The sequence below is a fragment of the Snodgrassella alvi genome (assembly GCF_002777745.1).
GTDB classification, from domain to species: Bacteria; Pseudomonadota; Gammaproteobacteria; order Burkholderiales; family Neisseriaceae; genus Snodgrassella; species Snodgrassella alvi_D.
The window spans coordinates 35,466-49,045 of sequence record NZ_MEIO01000066.1 but is presented as its reverse complement, the minus strand read 5'-3'; the positions used below and the strand labels follow the sequence as shown (position 1 = coordinate 49,045).

General features: G+C 44.1%; 15 protein-coding genes. 5 read left to right on the top strand and 10 right to left on the bottom strand.

Annotation, left to right across the window (positions count from 1 at the left end; all coding sequences use genetic code 11):
* Positions 1–163: 163 nt before the first annotated feature.
* Positions 164–652, top strand: coding sequence for a prokaryotic membrane lipolipid attachment site family protein (locus BHC51_RS12070; RefSeq protein ID WP_100124418.1), 489 nt, complete (start codon positions 164–166; stop codon positions 650–652).
* Positions 653–790: 138 nt separating this feature from the next.
* On the opposite strand, the gene BHC51_RS12065 is transcribed toward BHC51_RS12070, so the two are convergent.
* The 3 genes from BHC51_RS12065 to BHC51_RS12055 all read right to left on the bottom strand — a co-directional run bounded on the left by BHC51_RS12065 (position 791) and on the right by BHC51_RS12055 (position 3,272).
* On the bottom strand, positions 791–1,282 hold the full coding sequence (locus tag BHC51_RS12065) for a peptidylprolyl isomerase (protein WP_100124419.1): 492 nt from the start codon (positions 1,280–1,282) through the stop codon (positions 791–793).
* A gap of 55 nt (positions 1,283–1,337) precedes the next feature.
* Entirely contained in the window at positions 1,338–2,318 is a 981-nt protein-coding gene (locus BHC51_RS12060; RefSeq protein ID WP_100124420.1) for a class 1 fructose-bisphosphatase, read from the bottom strand.
* Between the two features lie 105 nt (positions 2,319–2,423).
* A complete protein-coding gene (locus tag BHC51_RS12055) occupies positions 2,424–3,272 on the bottom strand; it encodes a 23S rRNA (adenine(2030)-N(6))-methyltransferase RlmJ (RefSeq protein ID WP_100154144.1) in 849 nt (282 codons plus the stop codon).
* Between the two features lie 190 nt (positions 3,273–3,462).
* Here BHC51_RS12055 and BHC51_RS12050 point away from each other — a divergent pair, with 190 nt between their 5' ends.
* The gene (locus BHC51_RS12050; RefSeq protein ID WP_100124422.1) at positions 3,463–4,149 is read left to right on the top strand and encodes a glutathione S-transferase family protein; all 687 of its coding nucleotides are present in this window, start codon (positions 3,463–3,465) and stop codon (positions 4,147–4,149) included.
* Between the two features lie 73 nt (positions 4,150–4,222).
* On the opposite strand, the gene BHC51_RS12045 is transcribed toward BHC51_RS12050, so the two are convergent.
* The 6 genes from BHC51_RS12045 to BHC51_RS12020 form a co-directional block, all read right to left on the bottom strand.
* Complete coding sequence (locus BHC51_RS12045) at positions 4,223–5,284, bottom strand: dihydroorotate oxidase (protein ID WP_100154143.1); 1,062 nt, start codon at positions 5,282–5,284, stop codon at positions 4,223–4,225.
* Between the two features lie 244 nt (positions 5,285–5,528).
* The gene (gene mscL, locus BHC51_RS12040; protein ID WP_100124424.1) at positions 5,529–5,978 is read right to left on the bottom strand and encodes a large conductance mechanosensitive channel protein MscL; all 450 of its coding nucleotides are present in this window, start codon (positions 5,976–5,978) and stop codon (positions 5,529–5,531) included.
* Positions 5,979–6,132: 154 nt separating this feature from the next.
* Positions 6,133–6,942, bottom strand: coding sequence for an enoyl-ACP reductase FabI (fabI, locus tag BHC51_RS12035; RefSeq protein ID WP_100099965.1), 810 nt, complete (start codon positions 6,940–6,942; stop codon positions 6,133–6,135).
* Positions 6,943–7,095: 153 nt separating this feature from the next.
* Positions 7,096–8,052: a thioredoxin-disulfide reductase gene (gene trxB / locus BHC51_RS12030; RefSeq protein WP_100124425.1), complete on the bottom strand. Its 957-nt coding sequence runs from the start codon at positions 8,050–8,052 to the stop codon at positions 7,096–7,098.
* A gap of 137 nt (positions 8,053–8,189) precedes the next feature.
* Entirely contained in the window at positions 8,190–8,381 is a 192-nt protein-coding gene (locus BHC51_RS12025; protein ID WP_373885660.1) for a zinc-finger domain-containing protein, read from the bottom strand.
* Positions 8,382–8,471: 90 nt separating this feature from the next.
* Positions 8,472–9,395 carry a branched-chain amino acid transaminase gene (locus tag BHC51_RS12020; protein ID WP_100136217.1) on the bottom strand — a complete coding sequence of 308 codons (924 nt, stop codon included), beginning with the start codon at positions 9,393–9,395 and terminating at the stop codon, positions 8,472–8,474.
* 329 nt (positions 9,396–9,724) lie between these two features.
* On the opposite strand from BHC51_RS12020, the gene BHC51_RS12010 reads away from it, so the two are divergent.
* The 3 genes from BHC51_RS12010 (at position 9,725) to pyrF (ending at position 12,123) form a co-directional block, all read left to right on the top strand.
* Positions 9,725–10,066 (top strand): LapA family protein, encoded by a 342-nt coding sequence (locus tag BHC51_RS12010; RefSeq protein ID WP_100099969.1) that lies wholly within the window; start codon positions 9,725–9,727, stop codon positions 10,064–10,066.
* 1 nt (position 10,067) lies between these two features.
* Positions 10,068–11,252 carry a lipopolysaccharide assembly protein LapB gene (lapB, locus tag BHC51_RS12005; RefSeq protein ID WP_100124428.1) on the top strand — a complete coding sequence of 395 codons (1,185 nt, stop codon included), beginning with the start codon at positions 10,068–10,070 and terminating at the stop codon, positions 11,250–11,252.
* 142 nt (positions 11,253–11,394) lie between these two features.
* Positions 11,395–12,123 (top strand): orotidine-5'-phosphate decarboxylase, encoded by a 729-nt coding sequence (gene pyrF / locus BHC51_RS12000; protein ID WP_100154142.1) that lies wholly within the window; start codon positions 11,395–11,397, stop codon positions 12,121–12,123.
* A gap of 84 nt (positions 12,124–12,207) precedes the next feature.
* Here the strand turns inward: pyrF and ubiM are convergent, their stop codons facing one another.
* Positions 12,208–13,407 carry a 5-demethoxyubiquinol-8 5-hydroxylase UbiM gene (gene ubiM, locus BHC51_RS11995; protein ID WP_143558854.1) on the bottom strand — a complete coding sequence of 400 codons (1,200 nt, stop codon included), beginning with the start codon at positions 13,405–13,407 and terminating at the stop codon, positions 12,208–12,210.
* Positions 13,408–13,580: the final 173 nt, after the last annotated feature.

Below are 13,580 nucleotides of genomic sequence, written 5' to 3'. Positions count from 1 at the left end.
CTTAAATTTCATTTTATGGGACAAAACCGAATCAGATAACTGGTTCGGTTTTTTCTTGGAGTCATGGTTATGGTACAATTATTACGAATATATGTACAGCCACACGCTCAAGCTAGCTGGCTTTTATTTTTGTTTTAAGCAATATACGTTGAGTAAACAAATGATGAAAAAAACATTAGCATTATGTGTCGTAGCAGCCTTTTTAGGTGGTTGTTCATCTATGAATATGCCTAAACATGGCAAGAAAGAAATAAAACCGGTACAAGTAGTGGATGGAACTGCGGTAACTGCTGAATACCATTTGGCCAGCAGTCACTGGTCTGACGTGGCCAGAATCCGTGATGAAGCTACCCGTTTAAGCTTTCAGGTTTCGCAGGGAAGTATTACTAAGGTTCAGGCTGCGCAGCTGCTGGATCAGTTTCGTGTAGCTCAGGTTGGACATAACATGGTAGACGATGATATGTATGCCATTTATTTGCGTAGTGCTGTAGAAAGCCAGCAAGGTACAATTGATACAGCCCAGTCCAAGGCTTATATTCAGAATGCGCTGGCTGGCTGGCAGCAGCGCTGGCCGGTAATGCGTAAGAAACCGGCTAATCCGGCATTTACCAACTTCCTGATGGAAGTGATGAATATGAAGCCGCTGCAATAACTATGTAGGTATAAAAATACCCTGCCTGTTAAAGTTGGCAGGGTATTTTTTGCTCAAATTCTTTCACGTCCAGAATAAGTCGCAGTATTTGCACAAAAAAACAGGCAGCCTGTAGGGCTGCCTGCTGCAAAATACCGGTTAAACGATTTCGGCTTTTTCAATAATGACATTTTCAACCGGAACGTCCTGATGGCCGCCATGATTGCCGGTTTTAACACCTTTGATTTGATCAACCACATCCTGTCCTTCGACTACTTTGCCGAATACAGCATAGCCCCAGCCGTGTAAGTCCGGTTTGGTGTGATTAAGGAAATCATTGTCTTTCACATTGATAAAAAACTGCGCACTGGCAGAATGGGGCTGCATGGTACGAGCCATGGCAATGGTATAGCGATCATTTTTCAAGCCATTGTTTGCTTCGTTTTCAATCGGTTCATGCGTTGGTTTCTGTTGCATGTCTTTGTCAAAGCCACCGCCCTGAATCATAAAATTATCAATCACGCGATGAAAAATTGTGCCATCGTAGAAGCCTTCACGCACGTAACGTTCGAAGTTTGCAGAGGTTTTAGGCGCTTTGTCATGATCAAGTTCGATGCCGATAACGCCAAAATTGGTAGTTAATTTAATCATTGGTATCTCCTGATGGGAGTGAAACAAAAAAAGTTTGCAGTGTTATCTGCAATGGTTAGCTTGCATTGTGCATGGCGGTAACGTAGTCGACTTCTTCTTTACTGCCTAGTACAACGGCCACACGCTGGTGCAATCCTTCTGGTTGAATATCCAGAATATTCTGTCGGGCATTGGTAGCTGCACCCTGTGCCTGCTCAATCAGCAGACTCATTGGATTGGCTTCATACATTAAACGCAGCTTGCCCGGCTTGTCGGGATTACGCTGATCCTGCGGATAAGTAAAAATACCACCACGAATGAGAATACGATGCACCTCGGCTACCATGGAAGCTACCCAGCGCATATTATAGTCTTTACCACGACAGCCGGTTTTGCCAGCCAGTAATTGTGCAATATAGTTTTGCATTGCTGGTTGCCAGTGGCGCTGGTTGGACATGTTGATGGCAAATTCAGCAGTGGCAGCAGGTATATGTGAATCTTCCTGTGTTAGCTGAAACTGGTTTTGCTCATTAAGGGTAAACATGGCCACGCCATGTTTCAATGTCAGTACCAGAATAGTTTGTGGTCCATACAGTACATAGCCACTGGCCAGCTGCTGCCGGCCGGGCTGTAAAAAGCTTTCAGTAGTGAGAGTGCCGTCTGGTTTGGCCAATACTGAAAAAATGGTGCCGATGGATATATTAACATCTATATTGGAGCTACCGTCCAGCGGGTCGAATAACACCAGAAACCGGCCATCATTATTGGCTGTAACAAATGAATCTTCTTCTTCACTGGCGAGGCCGGCAATAGCCGGATTGGCTGACAGGATGTCAATCATGATCTGATTGGATAGTACATCCAGTTTTTTCTGCTCTTCTCCCTGAATGTTACCTGTATGTGCACTGCCCAGAATGTTATCCAGCGCACCCAAGCGGATTTCGCGGTTGATGTGCAGACATGCCTGACTGATGCTGGTGATGACTTCAGGTAAAAACGGGGTAACAGCATATTTTTGTTGTTGCTGTTGCAGATAATCAGACAGTAAAACGGACATGCAAATACTCCCTTTTAAAATTCGGTACCATTATACAATAGCCTTGTCAGCCAGACTGAAAAGCCATTGCGGTCAATGAGGCTGATGTGTTTTGCCTGTGTGAATTCAGGCAATTTTTGATTGCAGGACAAAATGTGCGCTGTCATCCTGAGCCAGTAGCTGTGTCATTGGCGGTAATACTTCAGCCAGTAGCTGCGGTAAAGAGTAGGGCGGATTGATAATGAACATACCACTGCCGTGCATACCAAAGCCATCTGGGCGCGGTGCATGAACATGGAGTTCTGCCTGCACGAAATTATCTGGAACCAGTTTTTGCAGGTTTTGTGGCAGTTTCTGGCTTTCTGCGCGACTCAGGCATGGATACCAGACCATATAGCAGCCACTGGAAAATTTTTTCAGTGCAGCTTTAAGCGTATCCACTACTTGCTGATAATCCTGTTTTAATTCATAGGGTGGATCTATTAATACCACAGCGCGTCGGCTGGGAGGCGGGAGCATTGATAACAGGCCTTTGAATCCATCATCACAGAATACCTGTGTACGGTTGGGTTGTTTGATACTGCGCATGTTACTGCGTAAAAGTTCGGCGTCGGCTGGATGTAATTCAAACAACCGCAGACGATCCTGCTCGCGTGCCAGTGCCTGAGCCAGCCACGGGGAACCACAATAATGGTTTTCAGCATCAGGCAGGCAGGCGGTTACTGCCTGACGAAACGGTATCAGTCTGGCGTCCAGACTGGTTGCGGCCAGAATGCGGCTAATCCCTTCACGGTATTCACCTACTTTCTGGGCTTCATCGCTAATTAGATTATATAGACCTGCTCCTGCATGGGTATCTATATAACAATACGGTTTGTCTTTCAGTTTGAAATATTCCAGTACTGCCATCAGACAGTAGTGTTTAAGGATGTCGGCGTGATTACCGGCGTGAAATGCATGACGATAGCTGAGCATGTGTGAGTGGCTGCTGTAAATACGGGTGAACTTAAACTGTTATTGTACCGAATTTATGTGTATGGGCAAAAAAATCAGCATAAGCAGCATTGATTAAATGCTGTTTTCAGATTTATTCAGAGAGCAAGGAATAAATCAGTTATGATGTACTTTTATTAATACAATAGTTCTACAAAGAAAGATAAAGATCATGAGTTACACTCTTTATATTGGTAATAAAAATTATTCCACCTGGTCTATGCGGCCGTGGGTGTTGATGAAGCATTTTCAAATTGGTTTTACCGAACAACTGGTGCGTTTTGACAGCTTTGCAGCTGATTCAGTTTTTAAGCAAACTATATTGCCACTGAATCCATATGGTACTGTGCCGGTTTTAACTGATGATGATTTGGTGGTGAGTGATTCTCTGGCCATTTGTGAATATCTGGCTGAACGGCATCCGCAATTACCATTATGGCCACAAAATTATAAAGCGCGTGCCAGAGCCAGAAGTGTGGTAGCGAAAATGCATAATGGGTTTAATCATATACGCCGGCATTTTCCAATGAATATTGAGGCGGTGCTACCAGAAATTGGCCAGATTGTACTGCGTGATTTTCCTGCCGTAAAACAGGAAATCGATTTTCTTGATCAGCATTTGTCGTCACTGCTTGCAGCGTCGGCGGGAAAATATCTGTTTGGAGAGTTCAGTATTGCTGATGCTTTTTATGCCCCGATGTGTTTAAGGTTAAAAGGCTTCCAGATTCACACTTCAGAAGTACTGGCCAATTATATTAATACTCTATGTGCTACTGAGGCTGTAGCAGCTTGGATGGTTCAGGCACTCGAAGAAAAAGATTTCATTGCTATGGATGAGCCTTATCGTATTATGCGCTGAAACATCATGTTCTGATAATAGTGAAGAGTGGGGATGGTAGCCTGATTCTCAGGTCAGGCCACCAACAGGAAGTTTATCCATTCAGGTTGCTTTTAATTTCCAAAGCCAGTTGCGGATTCCACATGGCACCGGTGGCACTCATTACTACATCGGCTCCGGCTGAGCGGTAAGCCTGATAATGTGCTGTACTGCTTACTCCACCAACACCAATAATCGCAAAATGATTATTCAGGCGAGTTCTTAATCTGGCCAGACGATCCACCATTTCCAGCCCCGCCCAGCGAATGGCTTCGCCACAGACACCACCAGTAGGACGATCCAGCCCCAGTGCAGGTTCACCATTTGCTGTAACTGGTCTGGCTGATAAGGTGTTAATGGTACTGTAACCATCAACAATGCCATCCAGCTTGCTCAATAACGGGAAAATAGCATTATCGTCGGCAAAGTAGGATAATTTCAGGAACAGTGGCTTATCGGGTACGGCGTTTTTAATTTCTTTGGCTATCCGTTCTACCTTGTTAAAATCAAAACACAACAATTTGTTAACGCCTTCATTTGGACAGCTTAAATTGGCTTCCAGAATCGGTACAGTAGTTTCGTCTACCAGACGCGCAGCACGGGCATAATCTTTTTCTATACAGGATTCATTGCCAGCAGTGCCCTGAAAGCTGCCGATAACATATTGTCCTGTTTGCGCAGCATTAACAGCATCAGCCAAATCAGGTTGCCAGATATCAGGATTATAGGAGGGCACACCGAAGGAGTTGGTGATAGATAAAGGCATTGTGTAGTTGGTATCGGCCAGTACCGTATCAACGTTGGCTGACAATTGACCAGCAGGATGAATGGAAAGCACATTAGGTAAGGGATGGCTGGCCTGCGCGCGGGTGCGCACGGTTTTATACACACATAAATCGAAACCATGGTTGAAGGCAGCTTTGATAAAGTTGGCATTCAATAATGGCCCGGCAGGGATGCCAAAGGGCAGGTTAACTTCCAGATTGAGAAAGCGTTCAGTTTCTTTATTCTGTTCTATGGATGGTGCTGCATTGCTGAAATCACCAAATGGGCCATGCTGATAGTTTTCTTCGTAGCTTAATAAAGGATTATAAAATGGGGTAGGGTTATTTTGCATTGTTGTTCCTGTCAGTCTGGTTTAGTTTTCGTTTGTTGTTTGTGTCTGGTGGGTTGGAAGGTTCTACAACTGTTATTGATATGTTTAAGACAAACCATCAGTACATGATCTATATCAGAATACACAGTTTGCTTTGGCACAAAAAAAGCTACAAGCAGTTTGTAGCTCTTAAATATCTTGGGGCAAGCCAGATTTTTCTGGTGTGCGGGATATACTGCGCCTTACAGTAAAATAATATCTTGAATTAATTTAATTCTGAGGTGCAATTCGGGCAGCGCTTGGCTTCTAGCGGAATGTCGGTGCAACATTGCGGGCACTGTTTGGTAGTAGTCTTGGGTGGAGGATTCTTATGCAGTTTATTAATTGCTTTAACAATCATAAAAATGGCGAAGCCAATAATAATTAAGCTAATAACTGTATTAATAAATAAACCGATATTCAAAGTTACAGCGCCGGCAGCCTGTGCGGCTCCTAATGTTTCATAAGGTCCGGGAGATTTAGAACCGTTGCGCAATGTAATAAATAAATTGGAAAAATCCACACCGCCAATCAGTAATCCTATCGGCGGCATAATCACATTGTCTACCAGTGATTTTACCATGTTGGTAAAAGCAGTACCCACTACCATACCGACAGCCAGATCAATTACGTTACCACGTAATAAAAAAGCTTTGAACTGTTCAAAAAATTTCATATCTGTCTCCATGGCTGGCTTAAAAATGAAATACTTAGCTTTCTCATGGTAGCGCGATTAAGCAGACTGGCAAACATGAGCTGAGTTATACAATGTAAAAATACTAAAAGCTGCCTGAGAGGGTATTCAGGCAGCTTGAATAAGCTATGGTAAGTTAGCTGTTATGTGTGCTAACCAAATCTTCTGGCACACCCAGAGCATTAATGCTGTAGCCACCATCAACATAGGTGATTTCACCTGTAATGCCTGAGGCCATATCAGATAACAGAAAAGCAGCGGTATTACCAACTTCCTCAATGGTGATATTGCGGCGAATTGGATTCTGTGCTGATACATGTGCCAGTAGACGGCTGAAGTTGGCGATGCCAGAAGCAGCCAAAGTTCTGATCGGACCGGCTGAAATGCCATTGCAGCGAATACCTTCCTGCCCCAAACAGGCCGCAGTAAAGCGAATACCTGCTTCCAGTGAAGCCTTGGCCATACCCATTACATTGTAATTAGGAATAGCGCGTACTGCCCCCAGATAAGTGAGGGCCAGAATAGAGCTGTTATGGCCACTCATTAACGGCCGCGCAGCTTTAGCCAGTGCAGGAAGACTATAAGCAGATACTTCGTGTGCAGTCATAAATGCTTCGCGGGTCATGCTGTCCAGAAAATCCCCGTTTAAAGCTTCTTTAGGTGCAAAAGCAATGGCGTGTACCAGTCCATCCAATTGTGACCAGCTTTGGCCTAAATCAGCAAATAACTGGTTGATTTCTTCATCACTCTGTACATCGCAACGATATACCAGTTCGGAGCCGAGCTCTGCCGCCATTTTGCGCACTCGGTCTTCCAGTTTGTCTACCACATAGGTAAAGGCCAGTTCTGCACCCTGTTCATAACAGGATTTGGCAATACCATAGGCAATAGAGCGTTCAGAAATCATACCAGTGATGAGGATTTTTTTGCCTTGCAAAAAGCCCATAATTATTATCCTTGAACGTGATTTGTGTTTAGCTTAAAGGCCGCATTATAACTAATAATTACTTTTACACGAAATGCTTGTATAGAGTAGAAACTTTAAAACTGACCCGTTTTCCGTATCTTCAGCTATTTGACATTCTGATAAATAAAACAATCAGCTACTCAATCCAGACAGATAATGATCGGCATCCAGTGCCGCCTGACAACCGGATGCAGCACTGGTAATGGCCTGACGATATACGTGGTCTTTAACATCGCCGGCGGCAAATACCCCCGGGATATTGGTGGCACTTACATTGCCTTCATTACCACCTTTGGTAATGAGATAGCCCGTATCATCCATAATGAGCTGTCCTTTGAAAATCTGGGTATTGGGCTGATGGCCGATGGCAATGAATATGCCGGTTACAGCCAGAAGTTCACTTTCATTTTCAACATAGTTGATCCGCACGGCATTAACACCACTATCATCACCGAGAATTTCATCTACTGTAGCGTTAAGCTTAAGAATGATTTTGCCTTCTTTTACCCGTTCCAGTAATTTATCAATCAGGATTTTTTCGGCGCGGAAGCTTTCACGTCGGTGAATTACGGTCACTGTACGCGCGATATTAGCCAGATACAGTGCTTCTTCAATTGCAGTATTGCCCCCGCCAACTACGGCTACATCTTGATCTTTATAGAAGAAGCCATCGCAGGTGGCGCAGGCTGAAACTCCGCGGCCTGCAAAAGTTTCTTCGCTGGGTAAACCCAGATATTTGGCTGATGCACCTGTGGCAATAATTAATGCATCGCAAGTGTAACTGCCCATGTCGCCAGTGAGGGTAAACGGCCGATGCTGTAAATCCACTTGATTGATATGATCAAAAATCATATTTGTGCCAAAACGTTCAGCATGGCCCTGAAATCGTTGCATTAGTTCAGGACCCTGTACGCCATTTACATCAGCCGGCCAGTTGTCTACTTCAGTTGTTGTCATTAATTGCCCACCCTGTGCCATACCGGTAATCAGAGTAGGCTTTAAGCCGGCACGGGCTGCATAAACAGCAGCGGTATATCCTGCTGGCCCGGAACCGAGAATAATTAAGCGGCTGTGTGTGTGTTCAGTCATGACAATTCCTTATTATTGTAACCATGTTTGGATGAATAAATGGCAGTAACTGTACCACAATACGCGCGATGATTAAATTTTCAGGCACTGATGCGACAGGGAAATAGGCTGCCGGCCATGCAGTAGGGAAGTAATCTTTAATGGTGATTTTCAGCAAGGCCATCCAGATGGTATTGCTTGCCACAATAAGGACATTCAATGCTGCTATTGGATTGAATTGGTAAAAATACCCGAGGATGGCCGTTCCATGTTTCGTTTTCTGGACCAGTGCAGATCAGGGGTAAATCATGTGAGGTAATGGTAGTAACAGGCTGGGCAGTATTACTCATCATATTTTCCTTAGTTCAGCTAAAAAGCGATCATATAAAGCAGGCCTGATTACAATAAATACTCTGTTAATCAGGTCTGCTACCTGTTGATTAGTCAATATAGGTTAACCAAGATTCATATTTGGCATTTTTGCCATGAACAATTTCAAAATAACGTTGCTGAATTTCTGTGGTTAAAGAACCGCGGCTTCCACAGCCGATAACGCGACCATCCACTTCTCGGATTGGTGTCACTTCCGCTGCTGTGCCGGTGAAGAATACTTCATCAGCACAATAAACTTCGTCACGAGTAATGCGTTTTTCAGTGATGGTTAATTGCATATCGGCGGCAATTGCCATGACAGTACGCCGGGTAATTCCATCCAGAGCTGCATCCAGAGCAGGAGTATAGAGTTTTCCATCATTAATAATAAAGATATTTTCACCTGAACCTTCGGCAACAAAGCCATTTGAATCCAGCATGATGGCCTCATCATAACCATTGCGTGTTGCCTCAGTATTAGCCATGATGGAGTTCATGTAATTACCATTGGCTTTGGCTTTAATCATGGTGATATTCGGGTGATGGCGGGTAAAAGAGCTAATTTGCACGCGAATACCACGTTGCATTCCTTCTTCTCCCAAATAGGCACCCCAAGGCCAGGCCGCAACAATTACCTGTACATCATCCTGATCTGGAGCTACGCCCAGTTTGTTCGAACCATAAAAGGCCATTGGGCGGAAATAGCATGAAGCCAGTTTGTTGGCTTTAACGACTTCAATATGTGCCTGATTAATTTGTTCCTGTGTATAAGGCAGGTGCATTCCTGTGATTTTAGCTGAATTAAACAGTCGTCTGGTGTGATCCTGCAAACGAAAAATGGCTGTTCCATTTTGAGCTTCGTAGGCACGTACGCCTTCAAAAACCCCCATGCCATAATGTAATGTGTGGGTTAATACGTGGGTTTGGGCATTACGCCAGTCAACAAGATTACCATTAAACCAGATAAAACCATCGCGGTCGGCCATAGACATTGTAAAACCTCTCCGAAATAAGACGTTAAGCTGCTTGGCCGGAACCCTGACTTGCAATGGATAAGGCAAGGCAGGGTGATGACTTAGGCAGTACAGAAAAATAATGGTAAAAGTAGCCTTTGGTCTTAGTTTTAGCCGTTGGCTACTGTTACTTTATGTAAACATAAATATTATACACTGCCTATTTTACTTGCCAATGCTGAAAGTACGGGCAGATTTTGCTAAAAAGCAGCGAAATCGTTTAAACTGTGTTGCTTCTTGGATAAATTGGCTGGTGTCTGGCATATAATTGTTTTTTCATAAAACAGTATATTATGGGGTGGATAGGCATGAATATTATTTATACATTAATAAAAATAGTGGTGTTGCTGGCGTTGTTATTACTGGCTGTTAGTAACACCCAATTGATTGCATTTAATTATCTGCCTGGGCAGATGATAAATTTACCGTTAATTGTGCTCTTGCTGATATTTTTTATTATCGGTGCTGTTTTTGGCATTTTTGCTATGTTTGGTCGTCTATTACGACTGCGCAGTCAAGTTAATCAGTTGCAGAGCAAACTTGATAAACAGGCTAAAGCGGCTAGCGAGTCTGTACGTACCGACAATATTGCTATAACAGCCAGACCGGTGGAATCCAGCAATACTGCACAAAGGAAAGTAAGCAATTAGTATGGATAGTAATGATTTCTGGATGTGGCTGGCACCGGTTATTCTGTTACTGGTATTTTTTGCCATGGGCTGGTTTGCTGCACGAGTGGATATGCGTACGGTACTGAAGCAGGCGAAAGCCATCCCTGAAGGATTTTATAAAAGTCTGGATGCGCTGGTTGAACGTAAAAGTGTAGTAGCAGTACGAGAGCTGGCAGAAGTGGTGGACCAGCAAAATGATGCTCGTCAAAGCACTTATGAGCTGCATTTAACTTTGGGCAAGCTGTATCGCCAGCGTGGTGAAAACGATAAGGCTATCGCCTTGCACCAGAGTTTGTTGGAATTGCCGGACACCATTGCAGAACGCCGTGATACGGTAGCCTTTGAGCTTGGTCAGGATTATCAGGCAGCCGGTCTGGTTGACCGTGCGGAACAGATACTGGTCGGTTTACTTGATAGCAGTAAGGCCAGACAGGCACGACAGATTCTGCTGAACATTTACCAGCAGGATCGCGATTGGGAGAAAGCCATTAAGCTGGCAGAGGAACTCAGTACCGGAGATCAGACTTACCAGTTTGAGATTGCCCAGTTTTACTGTGAACTAGCCCAATTGGCGTTGTATCAATCAGAGTACAACAAAGCACGAGAATATATTTTTCAGGCACTGGCCGTAAACCGCAAATGCAGCCGTGCCAATATGATTCTGGGTGATGTGGAACTGAAACAGCAGAATTATCAGGCTGCAATAGATGCTTATAGTGCTATAGAAAAGCAGAATTACGAATACCTGAGTCTGGTAGGTGAGCGTTTGTATGATGCTTATGATGGTTTGCAGAAAGCCGCTGACGGAATTGAAGTATTGATTGGTTTTGCACAGACTTTCCCTCAGCTGGATTTGTCTGGTGTGATATATGAAAAAGCTTTGCCTGTTTATGGCGAAGACAAGGCTATAGAAATTGTTATTGATCTGGTACGGCGCAGACCCACTCTTACGGGAACTTACCGTTTACTCGGGGTATTGCAGAACAATATTCACCCGAAGTGGAAAGCTGATGTTGATATGATGCGCTCGGTAGTGGGTATGCAGATGCAGAAATCGGTGATGTATCGTTGTCGCCATTGTCATTTCAAATCACAGGTTTATTTCTGGCACTGCCCAGCCTGTAATAAGTGGGAAACATTTACTCCTAACCGTATTGATGTTTAGCCTCCTGAGAAGCTTTTAAACAAATAAGCAGCCTCAGCTGTGCACAGTCATCAATCAGTGAAATTAACTACTCAAATTGAAATTAGAATTTTGGATAATTTGAGCAGTAGCATTTTATATTTAATTGTTAACCCTGAAGAATATGAATCCATTAATGCTTGATAACACCTTGATTAATCAGCCAGCAAAACCTGTGATTGTTGCGCTGGATTTTGCCAGTGCAGAACCAACACTGGATTTTGTGCGCCAGCTGAACCCTAATTTGTGTCAGCTTAAAATCGGCAAGGAGCTGTTTACCGCCACCGGACGCTATCTGGTTGAACAACTGGTATTACAGGGCTATCGCGTTTTTCTGGATTTAAAATACCATGACATTCCAAATACCGTTGCTTCTGCCTGTAAGGTGGCTGCTGATATGGGGGTATGGATGGTAGACATGCATGCTTCGGGAGGGCGAAGAATGATGGAGGCTGCCGCAGAAGCCATCAGTAATTGCAGTCAGCCACCATTACTGATTGCGGTAACCGTTTTAACCAGCATGACTCAAGCAGAATTGGCTGAAACCGGTGTAAACACACCTATAGCCGAAGCCGTATCACGTCTGGCAAAGCTGACTCAGCAGTCAGGACTGGATGGTGTGGTTTGTTCTGCGCAGGAAGCCGCTTTATTGCGTCAGCAACTGGGAGACGAATTTTTACTTGTTACGCCTGGTATCCGCCTGAACAATGCAATTGAGGATGACCAACGCCGTATTATGACACCTAAAGCAGCTCTGGCTGCTGGCAGTAGTTATCTTGTAATGGGTCGACCAATTACCAAAAGCGAGAATCCAGCCGAGCTATTGCAGCAAATTAATAATGGTCTGATATAAGCCAGAATACATTTAATGTATATTTAAAAATGCCTGCTAGAAGATATTCTGATAGCAGGCATTTTGTATGGTAACTCAGGCTGATTAGCCAGTTAGCTGTTTACTAATCAGTTTCTTCACCGGTGGCAAGTTATTGCTGATGCGCAATACCAATGAACGCATCAGACGAGCCGGCGGGCTATCGTTTGTAAACAAAGATACCATCGCATTTGTTCCGTGATACAACACGCGGGTATGCGGCATGTGCTGTCTTTGGTACTGTGCCAGTAACGTCTGACTGCCGATATCTTTGCCTTTGCGTACAGCTTCATTTATCAGCTTAGCTAATATACCCACACCACTCAATCCCAGATTAAAGCCATGTGCTGTAACTGGATGCATGCCTACTGCAACGTCTCCTAGCAAGGCACTGCGCTGGGCGTAAAATGCGTTGGCATGAACGCCGACAAGTGGATAATGGTGAATAGTACTAACCAGATGCATCTCACCAAGTTTGCCCTTTAGCTGTTTGGTAATGTCTGCTGCCAGTTGAACAGGAGACATGGCCAGAATCGAACCTGCATGTTCATTATTAATCGTTATTACACAGTTGGTGAGATTTTCTTCCAGAGGAAGCAGAGCGAGGGTGCGGCCGTAATGAAAACATTCCAGAGCAGTATGTTGATTGCTTAGGGTATGGCGCATACGGAAAACAATAACAGTACGCCCGAAATCATTTATCTGGGCAGAAATACCTAACTGGCGGCGTGTATTGGAAAAACGGCTGTCAGCGGCAATGAGCAGCTTTCCGCTGATAGTTTGACTATTATCGAGAGTGGCTTCAATCTGACTTGCTGCCTCATTTTGCACATTAACAATGCTATGTCCGGTAATGAAACGGACATTGTTAAAGGGCTGTACTGCTTCATACGCCGCGCGCCGGATATTATGATTACTGATCAGAAAACCCAGTGAGTTGGCGGGTTTGCCACGTGCCATGGTGGGCTGCTCGAAATGTAGTTGATAATTGGAGTAGCCGTTGATTACTTTTGCATCGCGCAAGGGATAAATCTCATCAGACGGAACTTTGTTCCACATATCCAGCTCTTGCATCAATTCCTTTGAGTAATGTGTCAGAGCAATTTCCCTGCCATCAAAAGGAGGCTGTGCCAGCGTAGACAGTTCCTGTTTTTCTACCACGGTAATTGACAATCCTGAGGGTGCCAGTGCGCGTGCCAGACTTAATCCAGCAGGACCGGCGCCAACAATAATCACATCAGTGTTTTTGCCTAAGGATGGAGTCATATTATTTGCCGTCATAAAGTCTATCTCTGAACGAATATATTCAATACTGTGTTAGGATAACTGAAAATCAGCACGAATCCTATCTCAATCAGTCAGAAAATTAATAAAGGTCAAGCTTAGCACACAGTCTGCGGCTCTGTTAAAATCATAGAGATGGTATTTATATGTGAATG

Excerpts from the sequence above, each read along its gene's own strand:
- BHC51_RS12070 (WP_100124418.1), top strand. The coding sequence starts at position 164 with ATGAAAAAAACATTAGCATTATGTGTCGTAGCAGCCTTTTTAGGTGGT.
- BHC51_RS12065 (WP_100124419.1), bottom strand. The coding sequence starts at position 1,282 with ATGATTAAATTAACTACCAATTTTGGCGTTATCGGCATCGAACTTGAT.
- BHC51_RS12060 (WP_100124420.1), bottom strand. The coding sequence starts at position 2,318 with ATGTCCGTTTTACTGTCTGATTATCTGCAACAGCAACAACAAAAATAT.
- BHC51_RS12055 (WP_100154144.1), bottom strand. The coding sequence starts at position 3,272 with ATGCTCAGCTATCGTCATGCATTTCACGCCGGTAATCACGCCGACATC.
- BHC51_RS12050 (WP_100124422.1), top strand. The coding sequence starts at position 3,463 with ATGAGTTACACTCTTTATATTGGTAATAAAAATTATTCCACCTGGTCT.
- BHC51_RS12045 (WP_100154143.1), bottom strand. The coding sequence starts at position 5,284 with ATGCAAAATAACCCTACCCCATTTTATAATCCTTTATTAAGCTACGAA.
- mscL (WP_100124424.1), bottom strand. The coding sequence starts at position 5,978 with ATGAAATTTTTTGAACAGTTCAAAGCTTTTTTATTACGTGGTAACGTA.
- fabI (WP_100099965.1), bottom strand. The coding sequence starts at position 6,942 with ATGGGCTTTTTGCAAGGCAAAAAAATCCTCATCACTGGTATGATTTCT.
- trxB (WP_100124425.1), bottom strand. The coding sequence starts at position 8,052 with ATGACTGAACACACACACAGCCGCTTAATTATTCTCGGTTCCGGGCCA.
- BHC51_RS12025 (WP_373885660.1), bottom strand. The coding sequence starts at position 8,381 with ATGAGTAATACTGCCCAGCCTGTTACTACCATTACCTCACATGATTTA.
- BHC51_RS12020 (WP_100136217.1), bottom strand. The coding sequence starts at position 9,395 with ATGTCTATGGCCGACCGCGATGGTTTTATCTGGTTTAATGGTAATCTT.
- BHC51_RS12010 (WP_100099969.1), top strand. The coding sequence starts at position 9,725 with ATGAATATTATTTATACATTAATAAAAATAGTGGTGTTGCTGGCGTTG.
- lapB (WP_100124428.1), top strand. The coding sequence starts at position 10,068 with ATGGATAGTAATGATTTCTGGATGTGGCTGGCACCGGTTATTCTGTTA.
- pyrF (WP_100154142.1), top strand. The coding sequence starts at position 11,395 with ATGAATCCATTAATGCTTGATAACACCTTGATTAATCAGCCAGCAAAA.
- ubiM (WP_143558854.1), bottom strand. The coding sequence starts at position 13,407 with ATGACTCCATCCTTAGGCAAAAACACTGATGTGATTATTGTTGGCGCC.